At 65.7% G+C, this 16,606-nt stretch carries 15 protein-coding genes; 8 read left to right on the top strand and 7 right to left on the bottom strand.

Annotated elements, in window-relative coordinates; translation table 11 throughout:
• Positions 1 to 6 precede the first annotated feature (6 nt).
• The 4 genes from B8115_RS18670 to B8115_RS18655 all read right to left on the bottom strand — a co-directional run bounded on the left by B8115_RS18670 (position 7) and on the right by B8115_RS18655 (position 5,227).
• Complete coding sequence (locus B8115_RS18670; protein WP_010629367.1) at positions 7 to 3,402, bottom strand: hypothetical protein; 3,396 nt, start codon at positions 3,400 to 3,402, stop codon at positions 7 to 9.
• Positions 3,403 to 3,459: 57 nt separating this feature from the next.
• Complete coding sequence (locus B8115_RS18665) at positions 3,460 to 4,389, bottom strand: lysophospholipid acyltransferase family protein (RefSeq protein ID WP_010629366.1); 930 nt, start codon at positions 4,387 to 4,389, stop codon at positions 3,460 to 3,462.
• Between the two features lie 3 nt (positions 4,390 to 4,392).
• Positions 4,393 to 4,767 carry a membrane protein gene (locus B8115_RS18660; RefSeq protein WP_010629365.1) on the bottom strand — a complete coding sequence of 125 codons (375 nt, stop codon included), beginning with the start codon at positions 4,765 to 4,767 and terminating at the stop codon, positions 4,393 to 4,395.
• A 67-nt stretch (positions 4,768 to 4,834) separates the two neighbouring features.
• Positions 4,835 to 5,227, bottom strand: coding sequence for a VOC family protein (locus B8115_RS18655; RefSeq protein ID WP_010629364.1), 393 nt, complete (start codon positions 5,225 to 5,227; stop codon positions 4,835 to 4,837).
• A 54-nt stretch (positions 5,228 to 5,281) separates the two neighbouring features.
• Between B8115_RS18655 and B8115_RS18650 the strand changes: the two genes are divergently transcribed.
• From B8115_RS18650 to B8115_RS18625, 6 genes are all read left to right on the top strand, one after another.
• Positions 5,282 to 5,917 (top strand): class I SAM-dependent methyltransferase, encoded by a 636-nt coding sequence (locus tag B8115_RS18650; protein ID WP_010629363.1) that lies wholly within the window; start codon positions 5,282 to 5,284, stop codon positions 5,915 to 5,917.
• 242 nt (positions 5,918 to 6,159) lie between these two features.
• Positions 6,160 to 7,569 carry an MFS transporter gene (locus B8115_RS18645; protein WP_010629362.1) on the top strand — a complete coding sequence of 470 codons (1,410 nt, stop codon included), beginning with the start codon at positions 6,160 to 6,162 and terminating at the stop codon, positions 7,567 to 7,569.
• Between the two features lie 157 nt (positions 7,570 to 7,726).
• Positions 7,727 to 9,520, top strand: coding sequence for an acyl-CoA dehydrogenase (locus B8115_RS18640; RefSeq protein WP_010629361.1), 1,794 nt, complete (start codon positions 7,727 to 7,729; stop codon positions 9,518 to 9,520).
• Between the two features lie 81 nt (positions 9,521 to 9,601).
• Complete coding sequence (locus B8115_RS18635) at positions 9,602 to 11,233, top strand: acyl-CoA synthetase (RefSeq protein WP_010629360.1); 1,632 nt, start codon at positions 9,602 to 9,604, stop codon at positions 11,231 to 11,233.
• Between the two features lie 14 nt (positions 11,234 to 11,247).
• Positions 11,248 to 12,096 carry a 3-hydroxybutyryl-CoA dehydrogenase gene (locus tag B8115_RS18630; RefSeq protein ID WP_010629359.1) on the top strand — a complete coding sequence of 283 codons (849 nt, stop codon included), beginning with the start codon at positions 11,248 to 11,250 and terminating at the stop codon, positions 12,094 to 12,096.
• 238 nt (positions 12,097 to 12,334) lie between these two features.
• Positions 12,335 to 13,108, top strand: a complete 774-nt coding sequence (locus tag B8115_RS18625; RefSeq protein WP_010629358.1) for an enoyl-CoA hydratase-related protein — start codon at positions 12,335 to 12,337, stop codon at positions 13,106 to 13,108.
• A gap of 75 nt (positions 13,109 to 13,183) precedes the next feature.
• Here the strand turns inward: B8115_RS18625 and B8115_RS18620 are convergent, their stop codons facing one another.
• From B8115_RS18620 to B8115_RS18610, 3 genes are all read right to left on the bottom strand, one after another.
• Complete coding sequence (locus B8115_RS18620; protein WP_010629357.1) at positions 13,184 to 14,065, bottom strand: DMT family transporter; 882 nt, start codon at positions 14,063 to 14,065, stop codon at positions 13,184 to 13,186.
• A gap of 121 nt (positions 14,066 to 14,186) precedes the next feature.
• A complete protein-coding gene (locus B8115_RS18615) occupies positions 14,187 to 14,558 on the bottom strand; it encodes a Rieske 2Fe-2S domain-containing protein (protein ID WP_010629356.1) in 372 nt (123 codons plus the stop codon).
• 73 nt (positions 14,559 to 14,631) lie between these two features.
• Positions 14,632 to 14,904: a DUF5666 domain-containing protein gene (locus B8115_RS18610; protein WP_010629355.1), complete on the bottom strand. Its 273-nt coding sequence runs from the start codon at positions 14,902 to 14,904 to the stop codon at positions 14,632 to 14,634.
• A gap of 93 nt (positions 14,905 to 14,997) precedes the next feature.
• On the opposite strand from B8115_RS18610, the gene B8115_RS18605 reads away from it, so the two are divergent.
• Positions 14,998 to 15,837 (top strand): MOSC domain-containing protein, encoded by an 840-nt coding sequence (locus tag B8115_RS18605; protein ID WP_035591607.1) that lies wholly within the window; start codon positions 14,998 to 15,000, stop codon positions 15,835 to 15,837.
• A gap of 282 nt (positions 15,838 to 16,119) precedes the next feature.
• Positions 16,120 to 16,560: a YtoQ family protein gene (locus B8115_RS18600; protein WP_010629353.1), complete on the top strand. Its 441-nt coding sequence runs from the start codon at positions 16,120 to 16,122 to the stop codon at positions 16,558 to 16,560.
• Positions 16,561 to 16,606: the final 46 nt, after the last annotated feature.

Raw genomic sequence — 16,606 nt, 5'->3', positions numbered from 1 at the left:
TCTGTTTTATTCCACCTGCACGTCCAGCCGTTCGAACCAAGCTTCGCTCTCAGGCAGCACCAGCTCGCTCTCGGGCAGTACCATCTCGCTGGCGGGCACCCCGCTGGCGTACCACGAGCGGGCGTTGCGCAGCTGCCAGCGGCGTCTGCCCTCGTCGATCTCGATGCCCAGCCGAAGCGGGCCATAGCGGGCGAAGGCGCGACCGGCAAGCTGGGAGTCGCGCAGAGCGAGGTTGGCCAGCAGCTCCAGGCGCTCGCCGCCCTGCACGGCGAGATTCTCCAGCCGTACGGTGTCGTCGTTCAGCATGACCCGAGCCTCGCCGTGTACCTCGCCGAGGGTGAGGCGTTCACGCAGCCAGCGTCGTTCGCGGGCGGCATCGACGAGCAGATTCACCAGCAGGCCGCTGTCGCGCATGGCCAGTTCCAGTTGGGCGTCGAGCTCCAGCGGCCGCTCCCAGCGCATGCGTCCCTCGGGCAGCTCGAGCCGCGCCCACCAGCCGTGGCTGAGACTGCCGCCGGCGTCCGCCAGGCGCACACCGTCGAGACTGAGCCGCGAGCCGGAGACGTCGAAGTCGAGACTCTCCAGGTCGCCGTCGGTGAGCCGGGTCTCCAGATGCAGAGCGCCCGCGAGAGTCTGCTCGTGCAGGGCGAGGCGGGCGTCCGGTGCATGCAGCTCCAGCCGGCCGCTGGCGCGCATGCCTTCGAGCTGCAAGTGAGTGGCGATGCGCGCCTGGCCGGCGAGCAGCTCGATGGCGCCGCCCTGGGGCAGGTAGTCGTTGAGCGCGGCGAGATCCGGCGCCACCAGGTGGGGAAGGTCGATGCGCGTACTCAGCTCGCGCAGCCCCTCGGGCAGATCGAAATGGCGTGCGCGGCTGTGAATCTCCAGCAGGCGGCCCTCGATCAAGGCGCCTTCGTCCGACTGACGGCGTAGGCCGAAGCGGGGCAGCGACAGGCTGAGCTCGGCGCCGGGGTCGTCGATCGTCACGATCAGCGAGCCGTCGCCGAAGGCCTCGTAGTGCATGAAGCGGGCGCCGAGCCGCTCGGAGTGAACGCGCAGCTGGCTGCCGGGCGTGGCTTCGCCGTCGCTGAAGCGTAGGTCGGCGCTCAGGCGTCCGCCACCCTGAATGGCCAGGCCGTGCTCGTCGGGCAGGAAGGCGTTGAGAAAGCTGAGCCGGTCGACCAAGCCGTCCAGCCGCAGCGTGCCGGAAAGCGGTCGGCGCGGCGCCTCGCTGCCGGGCCAGTCGAAGCCGCCCTGGAGACTGGCCTGACGGGCCACCAACTGGGTACGCAGGGGCTCGGCGCCGTTGGTCGCAGCATCGAGAGTCAGGCGACTACCGGAGAGGTCCAGGCGCTGGCGGGCGGGGTGGAGGTCGCGTAGCTCGAGGATCAGCTCCAGTTCCCCCTCGAACGCTTCCTGCAGCAGGCGACCACGAATGGCATCGCCCGACAGGGTGACCTGCCCTCGGGCGCGCTCCTCGTCGATCAGCAGTCGCCCATTGCTCCCGGCCTGGCCGCCGTGCAGCCGCAGCGGGGCCGTTGACGGCAGGTAAGCGTCGAGCACGCTGACGTCGGGGATGCGCGCGCCGCGCCACTCGATCTCAGCGGTGTCGGGGCGTGTGGCCTGTGAGTCCGCCTGAGCGGCGGCGGCAAGCGCGAGGTGCTCGGCTTGGAACAGCCGGCGGCCATCGCTGAGGCGGGTGAGGTCCACCTCGCCGAAGACGAGCTCCACGCTTGCCTCGGGGTGGGGCTCGCCGGAGGTCAGGGCCAGATGGGCGCGACCGTCGCCCTGGGTGTGAAAGTCGAGAAAGCGGGCGCCCAGCGCCTCGGATCGAACCTCGAGGCGGCTGCCGGGCAGCGAGTGGCCGTCGCGAACCTGGAGCGCGCCATCGAGCCGGCCGCCGCCCTGCAGGGCGAGGCCGCGCCCACCGAACAGCCCGCTGAGAAAAGGATCGAGTACGGCGAGATTGGCGACATGACCGCGCAGCTCCAGCTCCGCTTGCCATGGTGTTTCTCCATCACGCAGAGCGTCGTCGTCCAGTTCGCGCCACGCCAGCGGTGAGCGAAAGCGGGCGGTGGCCAGCGACAGGGCCGTGCTGAGCGGCTGCGCCTCGCCAGGGGCGGCCGCCTCGAGCTCGAAGCGCGTGCCGGAAACGTCCACTGCGCCGCGTTCCACGTCGAGCTCGACGATGGGCAGGTGCAGGCCGAGCCAGCCGGTCAGCGGCTGCTCGCCGAGGCGCACCGAGATGGCCTCTCCGGTGAGGTCGAAACCGCCGGCCAAGCGCTCGTCGTCATAGACGAGCCCGCCCTGTAGCCGTGCCGAACCGCCTTCCAGCGTCAGCGGTACGGGTGGCGGCAGGTAGCGCTCGAAGGCGGCGATGTCGAACGCCTCGGCGTTGCGCCAGTGCAGTTCGGCACGCCGCAGTTCGTCCGGCGGAGCGTACAGGCGCAGCACGGGGGTCTCAAGCGCCAGCCGGAACCCTTCGCCGCCGAGCAGCGGTTGGGCCGTGGTGGCGAGCGAAGCGTCGGGTGTCGCTTCGGTCATCTCGATGTCGTCGAGCTCAAGCGCCAGACGCGCGCTTTGCGCCACCTCGACCTCGACGGCGCCGGAGCCGTCGATGCGGTAGAGCGTTCCCGCTTCCAGCCAGTGGCGCTCATCGAGCCGCACGCTCAGGCGAGGGGAGTCCAGGCGCAGACGGCTGCCCGGCAGCACCTCGCCGCGCTTGATGGCGATGTCGCCGGTGAGGTCGCCGCGCCCGTCGATCTCGAGCCAGCCCAGCGCAGCAAGGTAGGGATTGAAAACGTCGTAGGCGTCACTGCGCCCGGCCAGGGCGAGGCTGCCGGAGACGAAGCGTGCCGCTTCGCTGCCGGGGTGTTCGGCCAGGATCAGCGGTGCCAGGCGCAGGTCGGCATCAAGCGTTACGCCTTCCACCAGTAGCGTATCGCCATGCAGCACGCTGCCCTCTTCCAGCTGCAGCGAGAAGCGCTCGGCGCCGATCTCGCCGGCGCGCCAATGAAAGCCGGCCAGCTTTAGGGTACCGCTGCCTGCAAGCCGGTAGGCGTCGAGGCTGGCCTGACGGATCCCCTCGGCTTCCAAGGTGCGAATGCTGACTTCACGGTCGAGCAGGGGAGTGAGGGCGAAACGCAGAGAGGCGCGTTCGGCCGCCAGGGTGAAGTCACGCTCGGCGGCGCTGCCGGCCAGGCTCAGCTGAGTGACCTCGAGCTGACCGGGAAAGAGCGTCCAGGCGCGCTCCCATTCCAGGGAGAACCGCGGCGTGCGGTCGAGCTGGGCACGCCCCCAGGCGCTGGCGAGCAGGGCATTGGCAGTGGCCAGATAGAGCGCGTAGAGCAGTGCCAGAAAAAGCACGAGCCATGTCAGCGCCTTGAGCGGCCTGGGGTGGATCATGGATGGCGTTCTCGTCCTTGAGGCATTCACCCCCCTGGGTACGAACGGCGGCAGCGTTCAGTAGAGCCGAAACTCCTGGTGGTTCGGCACGCCCTGCTGCTCCTCGATCACCTTGCGATAGCGCTTGTATTCCCACTGGTACTGGGCCGGGTCCAGGGCGATGGCGTCTTCCACGCAGGCGTTGACGCCGGTGGCCGATTGTTCCTCGTCGGTGTCATAGACGCGCTCGTCGGCGGCCAGGAAGTGGATGGCGAAGCCGCGCCCGGGAATGCGTCGGGCCACGCCGGTGACGACCCGGGCGTCGGTGCGTGCCACCAGCTTGGGTAGCAGGGTCGCGGTATAGGCCAGGCGGTGGTAGAAGGGCGCGAACACGCCGCTGCCCCAGTTGGGCTCCTGATCGGGCAGGATGCCCACCGCTTCGCTGCGCTTCAGCGCCTTGAGCAGGGCGGCCACTCCGCGCGGGTTGGTCGGCACCAGGCTTGCGCCCATGCGCTCGCGCCCTTGGCGGATCACCGGATCGAGTTCGGCGATCTTGGGCGGCTCGTACATGGCGGTGAAGGGGAAGTGGCTGGAGAGCCAGAAGTTGAGCACCTCCCAGTTGCCGAAGTGCGGGGCCAGCACGATCACGCCGCGTCCCTCGGCGCGGGCTTCGTCGAGCAGTTCGCGGCCGTGGATCTCGAGAATCGAGTCCTCTACCCGCTGCGGCTCGCCCATCCAGGCGAAACCCAGTTCGAGCATGGTGGCGGTGGAGTGGGTCAGGCTCACCCGGGCCAGCCGGCGGCGCGTGGCGAGATCCTGTTCGGGGAAGACCTCGGCGAGATTGATCTCGGTGACCTCGCGCTCGCGCCGGCTGAAACGATGCACCAGCGGGCCGGAAACACGTGCCAGGCGCCACAGCATGGCGGGGCGACGCCCGGCCAGGGTGCGCCACAGGGTGGCAATGGCGCGGCCTTGCAGGGTAGCGGAAGGGGGCTGCGACTCGCTCATGGTTCAGATCAGCCAGGCATCCACGTTGTCGGGCTCGCGGTGCTCCTGCAGGCGCTTGATGCCCTTGACGCAGCGCACCACCAGCCACACCACGGCCAGCAGCCAGGTCACGAAGCCGATCATCACCAGGGTGAGCACGCCGGAGATGGCAAAGTAGAGCACGGAGAGCCAGAAGGTACGGATCTGGTAGCGATAGTGCTCGTCGAACCAGTGGGGACCCTGGCCGCGATAGACATAGGCGATGACCACGCCGACGATGGCCGTCAGCCCCCCGCTGACCACGCCCGCCAGAAGCAGGGCATAGACGACGATGGGCAGGGTGATGTCGGGAGTGCCATTCGGTTCGATGACGTTGCGGCTATCGGGGCTGTCGTTCATGGGCCATCCAGTCAAACACGATTTGCCCCAATGATACCGGTCACGCGCGTCATTGCCAGCGGGGCCATTATTCCAGCGTTTCTTTCAGCGGCCGGCTGAGTTCGAGCAGGTTGCCGTCGGGGTCGCGCAGATAGAGCGATTCGATGGGGCCGGTGGCGCCCTGGCGGGAGACGGGGCCGAGCTCGACCTCCACGTCCAGCGCTTCGAGGTGGCGCTGGACCTCGTCCAATGGCAGCAGGCTGCGCAGGCACAGGTCCAGGCTGCCCGGCGTGGGCGTGGCGGCACGCGGCTCGATGTCGGTTGCCGTCCAGTGCAGGCGCAGGGCGATGTCGCCGAGCAGCAGATCGACTCGCTCACGATCGCGATAACGCACCTCGAGTCCGAGTACGCGAGAATAGAAATCCACGGCGCGGGAGATGTCGGTCACGGTGATGACCAGGTGGTCCAGACCTGACAGCATTGCCGGCCTCCTCGTTATGATGTGTTTTTTCGTCAGGCCATGAAGGATACGACGATGCCGACCTGCCCGCTATGCGCTAGCCCGCATTCGCGCCATTTTCATCACGATGCGCGGCGCGACTACTACCGCTGCGAGAATTGCTGGCTGGCTTTCGTGCCGCCTGAACAGCGTCTGTCGCCCGAGCAGGAGAGGGCGGTCTACGACCAGCACGAGAACCGCCCTGATGACCCCGGCTATCGGCGCTTCCTGTCGCGCCTGTTCGAGCCGCTACAACATCGGCTGGCGCCGGGAGCCAGCGGCCTCGATTTCGGCGCCGGCCCTGGCCCGACCCTGTCGCTGATGCTCGAGGAGGCGGGCCACCCAATGGCGATCTACGATCCTTTCTATGCCCCTGACACCGCCGTGCTCCAGCGCCGCTACGACTTCATCACCGCCACCGAGGTGGTGGAGCATCTGTTCGCCCCCGGGCTTGAACTTGCGCGGCTCGCGGCGCTGCTGCCAGCGGGCGGCTGGCTGGGGCTGATGACCAAGCGGGTGACCGACGAGGTGGCGTTCGCACGTTGGCACTACATTCTCGACCCCACCCATGTCTGCTTTTTCAGCGAGACGAGCTTCGAGTGGTTGGCCGAGCACTTGGACATGAGCGTCGAGTTTCCGGCCGCCGACGTGGCCCTGCTGCAGAAGCGGTAATGCAGGCTGTTTTTGGCCTGTCTTGCTGTTTTTCTGATCTAGAATGGTGGATTGCTCTGACTGGCAGAGAGGAAGAGGATTAAGCATTTGACACCGGCGCTGCCAAGCGTATGATTCGCGCCGCCCCACCCAAGCGTTGGCCGTTCGAATGCCAAACGCCAGGGAGATGGGCAGCGTTCCACGGCGTTTTCTGCCATCTTTCTTCCTTTGTACAGTCTACGGTTCTGTCGAGAGGCGCGCTGATGTCGCGGCAACTGCTGGCCATGGCCCTGGCCCCCCTGCTGGGTCTTTTCATTCTAGGTATCGGCAACGGCTTCCTGGCCACGCTAATCACGCTGCGGCTCGACGCCGCCGGCGAATCGCCGGTCGTGATCGGCTGGGTCTCCTCGGCCTACTTCATCGGCCTGGCGCTGGGGGCGATGTTCAACGACCGGCTGCTGCTGCGCATCGGTCATATTCGTGCCTACGGCAGCTTTGCCTCGCTGGTGGCTGTCACGGTGCTGCTGCAGGCGCTGATCTTCGACCCCTGGGCCTGGTTCGGCCTGCGCCTGATCGGCGGCTGGGCCACCGTGGGGGTCTATCTGGTCATCGAAAGCTGGCTGCTCACCTCGGGCGACCAGAAGGTGCGCGGCCGGCTGCTCGCCCTTTATATGATCTCGCTGTATGCCGCCGGCGTCCTCGGCCAGCTGCTGCTCGGTGTCACCGATGCCATGGGCGAGGCCGCGCCGTTCATGGTCATCGGCATGCTGGCCTCGCTGTCGGTGCTGCCCATGGCGATGATTCCGCGGGTCTCGCCGCTGATCGAGCACGCCGAACCGCTCTCGCCGATGCGGCTTATCGTCATGACCCCCACCGGGGTGATGGGCAGCTTCGGCTCGGGCCTGGCGGTCGCCGCCGTCTACACGTTATTGCCGCTCTATTTACAGCGCATCGGACTCACGGTGGCGCAGGTGGGGCAGATGATGGCGGTGGTGATCCTCGGCGCCATGCTGCTGCAGTACCCCCTCGGGCGTTGGTCGGACCGCCACGATCGCCAGATCGTGCTGATCATGATCGGAGCGTTCTGCACCCTGATCTCGGCCGGCATGCTGCTGCTGCCGCTTACCACCTGGGTGCTGGCGGCGCTGCTGTTCCTGCTCGGTGGCGGGGTCTTCGCACTCTATCCGGTGGCAGTGAGCCATGCCGCCGACCGGGCCCCGGCCGGAGCGCTGGTGCGCATGAGCCAGGGCCTACTGTTGATCAACGCCATCGGCTCCACGGTCAGCCCGCCGCTGATTTCACCGGCCATGGCCTGGGTGGGCGATGCCGGGCTGTTCTGGGCTTTTGGCGCTCTGGGGTTGTTCCTGGTGGGCTTCTTCACCTGGCGGCGCAGCGTGCGCCCGGCGCCGGTACCGGTGGCGCCATTCTCGCCCAATACTCCCATGTCGCCGGTGGGTGCCGAGCTCACCGTCACCGAAGAGCTGGTGCAGGGCGCTATCGAGCACGAGCACATGGAGGATCTCTCCAACGTGGTACCCGAAGTGGAGGTCGCCGAGCCCCTGGTTGGCCCGCCGCCACCGGACGAGCCGCATATCGTCTTTTATCATGGTGAGGATGACGTCCCGGCCGTGGAGCGAGAAAAGGAAGCGCTCGACAGCGATCCTCGACGCTGAAACTGCTGACCCTCTATGACGCCCGATGCCTTCGCATCGGGCGTTTTTCATGCGCCCATGAGAGCGGCACTGGCCACCAGGCTGCGACCTAGTGATAATGGCCAACTAAAAGTAGTATATCTACTATCGCTGTTATCATTTTTCCTGAGGTGCTTCCATGTTTCCCTTCGTCGCTCCCGTTCGTGACCTTCGCTTCGTGCTCGAGGAACTGCTCGAGCATCGCTCCCTCGATCTGCCCGGCTTCGAGGAAGCCAGCCCCGACCTGGTCGAAGCGGTACTGGAGGAGGCGGCCAGGCTCGCCGGCGAAGTGTGGGCACCGCTGAATGCCAGCGGCGACCGCCAGGGCTGCGTGCGGCGTGAGGATGGCGGCGTGACTCTGCCGGACGGCTTCGCCGAGGCCTACCAGGCTTATGCGGAAGGCGGCTGGAATGGCATCGGTGTGTCCCAGGCGTTGGGCGGCCAGGGTCTGCCCGAGGTGGTGGCGAGCAGCGTGCAGGAAATGCTCCACGGCGCCAACATGGCGCTGGGTCTGTGCCCGATGCTGACCGCCGGTGCCATCGAGGCGCTGGCCCACCACGGCAGCGACGCACTCAAGGAGACCTACCTGCCCAAGCTGGTCGAGGGCAGCTGGACCGGCACCATGAACCTCACCGAGCCCCAGGCCGGCTCCGATCTTTCCAAGGTGCGCACGCGAGCAGTTCCATGCCCTGATGAAGAGGGCGATCACTACCGCCTGTTCGGCCAGAAGATCTTCATCACCTGGGGCGAGCACGACGCCAGTGAGAACATCATCCACCTGGTATTGGCTCGTACACCTGATGCCCCCGAGGGCAACAAGGGTATCTCGCTGTTCTTGGTACCTAAATACCTGGTCAATGCCGATGGCTCGCTGGGGGAGCGCAACGACGTCACCTGCGCCTCCATCGAGCACAAGCTGGGCATCCACGGCTCGCCCACCTGCACCCTGAGCTTCGGTGAGAACGATGGCGCCATCGGTTACCTGGTGGGCGAAGAGGGACGCGGCCTGAATCACATGTTCACCATGATGAACGAGGCGCGTCACAAGGTCGGCATCCAGGGCATCGGTGTGGCCGAGCGTGCCTGCCAGCATGCCTTCGCCTATGCACTGGATCGCGTACAGGGCAGGGCACGCGGCGCCGAGGCCACCATCAGCGAGCATCTCGACGTGCGCCGCATGCTGCTCTCCATGCGCGCTCGTACCGATGCGCTGCGGGCGCTGGCGCTCTACTGCGCCGCCCAGCTCGACGTGGCGCGCCACGCGGCAGATGCCGCCGAGCGCGAAGCGGCCCAGGCAAGGGTCGACGTGCTGATCCCGGTGGTCAAGGCGTTCTCCACCGATCAGGCGGTGGAGATAGCTTCGCTCGGCGTTCAGGTGCACGGCGGCATGGGCTTCATCGAGGAGACCGGCGCCGCCCAGCTGCTGCGCGATGCCCGCATCGCACCGATCTACGAGGGCACCAACGGCATTCAGGCGCTCGACCTGGCCGGGCGCAAGCTCTCCCGCGACGGTGGGGCGGCGCTGAGTGGGCTGATCGACGAGGTCGAGGCCACCGCCAACGCGCTGCGCGAGAGCGGCGAACTTGCCGCCCTGGGCGAGAGCCTGGCCGCCGGTGCCGCCGATCTGCGTGCCGCCATGGCGCTGGTGCTCGAAGCGAGCCGCGACCCGCAGCGCGGAGCCGACGCCGTGCAGGCCTATGCTACGCCGTTCCTCAGCCTGGCCGGCCACGTACTGTGCGCCTGGCAGATGGGCCGGGCCGCCCTCAAGGCGCGTGCCGTCGAGGCGGGTGGCAGCAGCGACCCCTTCTATCGCGCCAAGCTCGCCGCCGCCGATTACGCTCTGCGTCAGTGGTTGCCGGTCGGGCGCGCCAACCGCAGCGTGATCGAGGCCGGCATGCAGAGTCTGGCCGACTATCGGGTCACGCTTCCCTGAGCCGTTACTCTACCGGCCGCCACGCCGGCGGTCGGTGGTCAGGACAGTACCTATAAGAACGATACCCACTCGGAGCCCACCATGAACGACAGCATCTTCGAACAGGACCTGCCCAAGACGCAGGCCAACTTCGTGGCGCTATCGCCGCTGACCTTCATCGAGCGCAGCGCTTCCATCTACCCGGACTACCCGGCAGTGATCCACGGCGACATCTGTCGCAGTTGGCGAGAGACCTGGAGCCGCTGCCGGAGGCTCGCCTCGGCGCTGGAGAAACGCGGCATCCAGCCCGGTGAAACGGTGGCCGTCATGCTGCCCAACGTGCCGGCCATGTTCGAGGCGCACTTCGGCGTGCCGCTGGCCGGCTGCGTGCTGAATACCCTCAACATCCGCCTCGACGCCGAGGCCATCGCCTACATGCTCGAGCACGGCGAGGCTCAGGCGGTGCTGGTCGACCCCGAGTTCGCCGGGGTAATCGAGGACGCCGTCTCGCGCCTGGCGATCAAGCCGCTGGTGATCGACGTGGACGATGCCCTGTACGAGGGTGAAACACGCCATATCGGTGAGCTGGAGTACGAGGCGCTACTGGCCGAGGGCGATCCGGAGTACGCCTACCAGCTCCCGGAGGACGAGTGGCAGGCGATCTCGCTCAACTACACCTCGGGCACCACCGGCAAGCCCAAGGGGGTGGTCTACCACCACCGCGGCGCCTACCTCAACGCGGTGAGCAACATTCTCGAGTGGGCCATGCCGCATCATCCGGTCTATCTCTGGACCCTGCCGATGTTCCACTGCAACGGCTGGTGCTTCCCCTGGACCATCGCCGCCAACGCCGGTACTAGCGTGTGCCTGCGCAGGGTCGATCCGAAGAAGATCATGGACCTGATCGCCGACGAGCAGGTCACCCACTTCAGCGGTGCGCCCATCGTGCTCAACGGTCTGGTCAACCTGCCGGCGGAGCAGAAGCGTGAGTTCGATCATCCGGTGAAGGTCACCACCGCCGGCGCCGCGCCGCCCGCCTCGGTGATCGCCGGGGTCGAGAAGCTTGGCATCGAGGTGACCCATGTCTACGGCCTCACCGAGGTCTACGGTCCGGTGACCGTGTGCGCCTGGCGCGAGGCATGGGACGAGCTGCCGCTGGAGGAGCGGGCCAGGATCAAGGCGCGCCAGGGCGTGCGCTACCACATGCTGGAAGCGCTCTGCGTTGCCGACCCCAACACCCTCGAGCCGGTGCCCAAGGATGGCGAGACCATCGGCGAGATCCTGATGCGCGGCAACAACGTGATGAAGGGCTATCTCAAGAACGAGGCCGCCACCGAGCAGGCGCTGGAGGGTGGTTGGTACCACACCGGCGATCTCGCCGTATGGCATGCCGACGGCTACATCGAGATCAAGGACCGTTCCAAGGACATCATCATCTCCGGCGGCGAGAATATCTCCACCATCGAGGTGGAGGATGCCATCTACTCCCATCCCGCCGTTGAGGAGGCCGCGGTTGTGGCCAAGCCCGACGAGAAGTGGGGCGAAACCCCCTGCGCTTTCGTCAAGCTCAAGGTGGGCTACGGCGAGGTCACCGAGGCCGACATCATCGAGCACTGTCGACAGCACCTGGCGCGCTTCAAAGTGCCCAAGACGGTGATCTTCACCGAGCTGCCCAAGACCTCCACCGGCAAGATCCAGAAATTCGTCCTGCGCGAAGAAGCGCGCAAGCAGTGAACGGGAGCAAGACAATGACACGACAGGCAATCGGTGTGGTTGGCGCCGGCACCATGGGGCAGGGCATCGCGCAGGTACTGGTGGCAAGCGGCTTTGCCACACGACTCTACGACGTGGCCGACGAGCAGCTGGGCCGCGCCCAGGCCGCCATCGACAAGGGCCTTGGCAGGCTGGTGGCCAAGGAGAAACTCAGCGAGGCCGAAAAGGCCGAGGCCATGGCGCGTCTGGAGACGACCACTTCGCTCGAGGCCCTGCGCGACTGCGAGGTGATCATCGAGGCCGCGCCCGAGCAGCCGGCGCTGAAGGAGAAGCTGTTTCGAGACCTGAGCCGCCTGAGCCACGATGCGATTCTGGCCTCGAACACCTCATCGCTGTCGCTGACCCGGCTCGCCGCGGTGTGCGAGCGCCCCGAGCGGGTGGTGGGCATGCACTTCTTCAATCCGGTGCCGGTGCTAAAGCTGGTCGAGGTGATCCGCGCCGAGCAGACTTCTGATGCCACCGCGGCGCGTATCGAGGAGTTGACCCGACAGCTCGGCAAGACGCCGGTGGCCATTGCCGACTCGCCCGGGTTCGCCGTCAATCGCCTGCTGATTCCGATGATCAACGAGGCCGCCTTTCTGCTGCAGGAGGGTGCTGCCAGCGCCGAGGACATCGACCAGTCGATGCAGCTCGGCGCCGCTCACCCCATGGGGCCGCTGGCCCTGGCCGACCTGATCGGACTGGACGTCTGCCTGGCGATCATGGAGGTGCTGCAGGAGGGCTTCGGCGATCCGAAATATCGCCCCTGTCCACTGCTCAGGCGCATGGTGGCGGCCGGTTATTTGGGGCGGAAGAGTGGGCGCGGCTTCCATATATACCAGTAAGCGACGATTCACTACTGCGCTCGATATTCTGATTGCCGGCGGTCCTCGCTCTCCTCATGTAGCAGGCTACACTCCGGGAGCTGCGGTCCGGCGGCAACCAGCCTCTCTTCGCTCGTGACGTGAATCGAGCGCTTCCTTTGCGCTAATTCACTCGACTTCACCTAACAGGGGATTGCCGACCAACCAAGCGTTCGCTAGGGTTGGTCGGTATCGTTCTGACTGCAAGCAAGGAGCCCCCATGAGCGAAAAGCTGATCGAGATGGTCGACAACGCCGGCGTCGTGCGCCTGACCATCAACCGCCCCAAGGCGCTGAACGCCCTCAATAGTGCCGTACTCACCGAGCTGGAAGCGCTGCTCACCGAGCTGGAGAAGCGCAGCGACCTGCGTGCCCTGCTGATCACCGGGGCGGGTGAGAAGTCCTTCGTGGCCGGTGCAGACATCACCGAAATGCGCACCAAGACCCCGGAGGAGGCGCGCGCCTTCGCCAGTCAGGCCCTGCGTACCATCAAGCGACTGGAGACGCTCCCGGTGCCGGTGGTCGCCCTGGTGAACGGCTTTTGTCTTGGCGGCGGCTGCGAACTGGCGCTGGCCTGCGACTGGGCCGTAGCCAGCGACAACGCAATCTTCGGCCAGCCCGAGGTGCTGCTCGGGGTGATTCCCGGCTTCGGCGGCACTCAGCGCCTGCCGCGTCGGGTAGGACCGGCCATGGCGCTGGATCTGGTCACCACCGGGCGCAAGATCGATGCCCAGGAGGCCCTGCGTATCGGCCTGGTCAACCGCGTGATGCCCCAGGCCGAGCTCGAGGCCTACGCCGAGGAGCTGACCAAGCAGCTGGCCGGCAACGGCCCGCTGGCGGTGCGCAGCGCCAAGCAGGCGGTGCACGATGGCATGGATCAGGACCTCGACAGTGCACTGGCGCTGGAGACCAGCCTGTTCGCTCTTGGCTTTGCCGGCAGCGAGCAGAAGGAGGGCATGAGCGCCTTCGTCGAGAAGCGCAAGCCCAACTTCTGATTCATCAGCGGTGCAGTAACGAGAGAGCGGCAGCGTAACGACGCTGCCGCTCTCGTTCGTTTACGCCGTGTCGGTTCAGGCCAGCTCGCGGCGCCGCCAGCGAAGCATGCCGGTGGCAATGGCGGTACCTGCCAAGGTAATGGCCATGCCCACCAGCACCTGCAGGCTGAGCCGTTCGTCCAGCAGCAGGTAGCCCCACAGCAGGGCGCTCACCGGCACCAGGAAGGTGACCGTCGAGGTGGCGGTAGCGCCGGCGCTGGAGATCAGCCCGAAGTAGAGCAGGAAGGCCAGGGTGGTGCTGAAGATGGCCAGGCCCAGGGCGTTGCCCCACGCCAGGCCGCTTATCGGCTCGCTGGGCCACAGCCACAGCCCGGGGATCAGCAGAATCAGCGCCGACATGGCGGTACTGCCGGCGGCCAGCACCCGTACCGGCAAGTGCGACAGGTAGGTCTTGGAGTAGTTGGTCGCCACCCCGTAGCAGAAGGTGGCGCCTACGGCGGCCAGAATGAACCAGCCGTCGCCGCCCAGGGCGAAGTCCAGCCGGTTGGCCGAGAGCACATACACGCCGAAGAAGGCCAGCGCCAGGCCCAAGTACTGCTGACGCTGTACCGGGGTGGTGAAGAACAGGGCACCGAGCAGGGCGGTGAATATCGGCGTGGTGGCGTTGATCAACGAGGTGAAGCCGGCCTCCAGGCGAATGGTGGCCATGGCCAGCAGCACGAAGGGCAGCACATGGTTGACCAGTCCAAGCAGCAGCAGGCCGCCCTTGTTCTCCCACACCAGCTTGAGATAGCGCAGGCTGAGCAGCAGCGGAAGCAGCAGCAGCGCACCGATGCCCATGCGCACCAGGATGAGCGGTACCGGGCCGAACTCGGGTACTGCCACGCGCATGAAGATGAACGACATGCCCCATAGCGAAGAGAGCAGAATCAGGCGCAGAGAATCGGCCGGCGTCATGCAACGGTCCTTGGTGTGCTGTGGCTGAATGACGAGCGTAAACGAAACGGCCGGGTGATAGATAGCCTTCTATCCATCAATAAACATGATGGTACACATCAACGCTTACCAGCTCGCTGGCTCAACCGATGACGATCCAGCCCTCGGCATCGACGCTCACCGGCACCGGGTCGAGCGCACAATCAATACCAAAGCCGCCTGTGCCCTCACCGGTACGGGTAGAGAAGGTGGCATCGTGATTGGTGCAGCGAAGTGACTCGCCGTCCTGGCTGAGAATGCGCGAGCCGCGCTGGTCGAGTGGCAGGTACTGGTGAGGGCAGGCGTTGACATAGCCGAGCAGCACATCGTCGAGGCGCACCAGCAGCAGCGGGAAGCTCCCTTTTTCACCCTGCAGGGTCAGGCTGTGGGTAGTGCCCACCGCCAACTCGTCGTGTCGAACGAGGCGCGTGCCAAGTGCGGGTGCGCTACGATACTGTTGCCAAGCCTGGGTCATGATGGTGTCCTGAAATGCAAACGGGCCGACATTGTCGCCAATGCCGGCCCGCCTGTCAGTGCTGCGAGTGCGGTCAGTCCTCGAGCTCGATCTCCTTGGCGAGGTGACGTTCGCCGTCGTAGTCGAAATCGATCTCGACTCTTTGTCCTTCTTCGAGATCGTCGAAGCTGCTCAGGCCGTCGTCATAATCGGTATCGTCATCGGTATGGAAGACAATGCCTTGAACGGTGAGGGTGCGCGCTTCGCGATCGAGCGACTCGATCTCGCCTTCGAGATCGTTGGCATGAGCGGCTGTCGAGAAGGTCAGCAGCAGGGCAGCAGCCAACAAGGCAAGACGTTTCAGCATGGTTCCTCTCCTTGATCCATGGTAGGGGCTTCAACAGCTTAATTAGAACGGTTCGCGAAAGCGAGTTACAAAATGTTCAGCAGAGGAAGCGCTGTGAAAATCTCGGAGCTCAACGTTTATCCGGTCAAGTCGCTGGGCGGTATCGGCCTGGAGCAAGCCACGCTGGGGGTGCGCGGTCTGGCCTACGACCGTCACTGGATGGTGGTCGATCAGGTGGGTCGCTTCGTCACCCAGCGGCAGCTGCCGGGCATGGCGCGAGTCTCGGTGCGTCTCGAGAGCGACTGGCTGGTGTTGGAACATCCCGAGGCGGAACCGTTGGCCATCGAGCTGGTGCATCGAGACCGGCCGCGGCTGACCGCCTATGTGTGGGACGACGCCTGTCAGGCCTTTGACGAGGGGGCCGAGGCCAGCGACTGGCTGACGGCGGTGCTGGGCGACCTGCGCGGCAGCAGCCTGCGTCTGGTGCGCTTCGACGAGGAGCATCGCCGCCCGGTCGAGTCGCGCTACCTGCAAGGTGAGGAGGCTCATACCGCCTTCGCCGACGGCTATCCGTTCCTCATTGCCTCGCAGACCTCTCTCGAAGCTCTCAATCGGAATCTGGCGCAGAAAGGGCTTGCACCGCTGCCCATGAACCGCTTCCGTCCGAACATCGTGCTCGAAGGTGCCCCCGGTTTCGCCGAAGATGGCTGGAGCGAGGTTGCCGCTGGTGATGGCAGGTATCGCTTCGGTCTGCGCAAGCCCTGTCAGCGTTGCAAGATCACCACCGTCGACCAGGCCCGCGGCACCATCGACATTCCCGGTGAGCCGCTGCAAACGCTGATTGAGATGAAGACCCAGCCGCTGCGTCCTGGCGCCTACTTTGGTCAGAACGCCACGCTTCTCCGTGGAGCGGGAGAGAGTCTCATGGTCGGGGATGAGCTGCAGATCGGCTAGAAGCGATAAAAAAGAAGCCCGCTCTCAGAGCGGGCATAAGCAAGGGACTCACGACTGCTGTGCAAGAACCGGCGTGAGTAACTTTAAGGTAGCGCTTTTTCATCAGTGAGAATGTCATCTATTCACTCTCTGTCTTGTAAGAGTTTGCCTACAACTTGTGTAGGGAACCGTCTCGTCGCTGAGTTCCGCTGCAGCTGAGAGGGGCTCGCTACGGTACACAGGCCTTGTATACAAATGTTGGCCGGCTATGATGGAGGCCCATTCCCCTTCAGGAGAGCTCCGATGAGCTTCTACGTTTACCTATCCGGCGAGATCCATACCGACTGGCGTGACGAGATCGAGCGCGGCGCCAAGGCCGCCGGTCTGGACATCGTATTCACCGCGCCCGTTACCGACCATGACGCCAGCGATGCCGCAGGGGACCACCTGGGACGTGAAAGCGACGCCTTCTGGCGCGACCACAAGTCAGCCAAGGTGAATGCCATTCGCACCAAGACCCTGATCGAGCAGAGCGACCTGGTGGTAGTGCGCTTCGGCGACAAGTACAAGCAGTGGAACGCGGCCTTCGATGCCGGCTATTGCGCCGCCCTGGGCAAGCCTTACGTGACCCTTCACGGCGAGGAGATCGTCCACCCGCTCAAGGAGGTCGATGCCGCCGCCATGGCCTGGGCAACCACCACCGAGCAGGTGGTCGAGATCCTGCGCTATGTGACGCGCGGCTGAGGCCGGCTAACCAACGCCAGGTGAGTTCATGACGATGAGTCGTGAG

Source organism: Halomonas sp. KM-1, assembly GCF_000246875.1.
Lineage (GTDB): Bacteria > Pseudomonadota > Gammaproteobacteria > Pseudomonadales > Halomonadaceae > Halomonas > Halomonas aerodenitrificans.
This window is presented reverse-complemented; position numbering and strand designations above follow the sequence as displayed.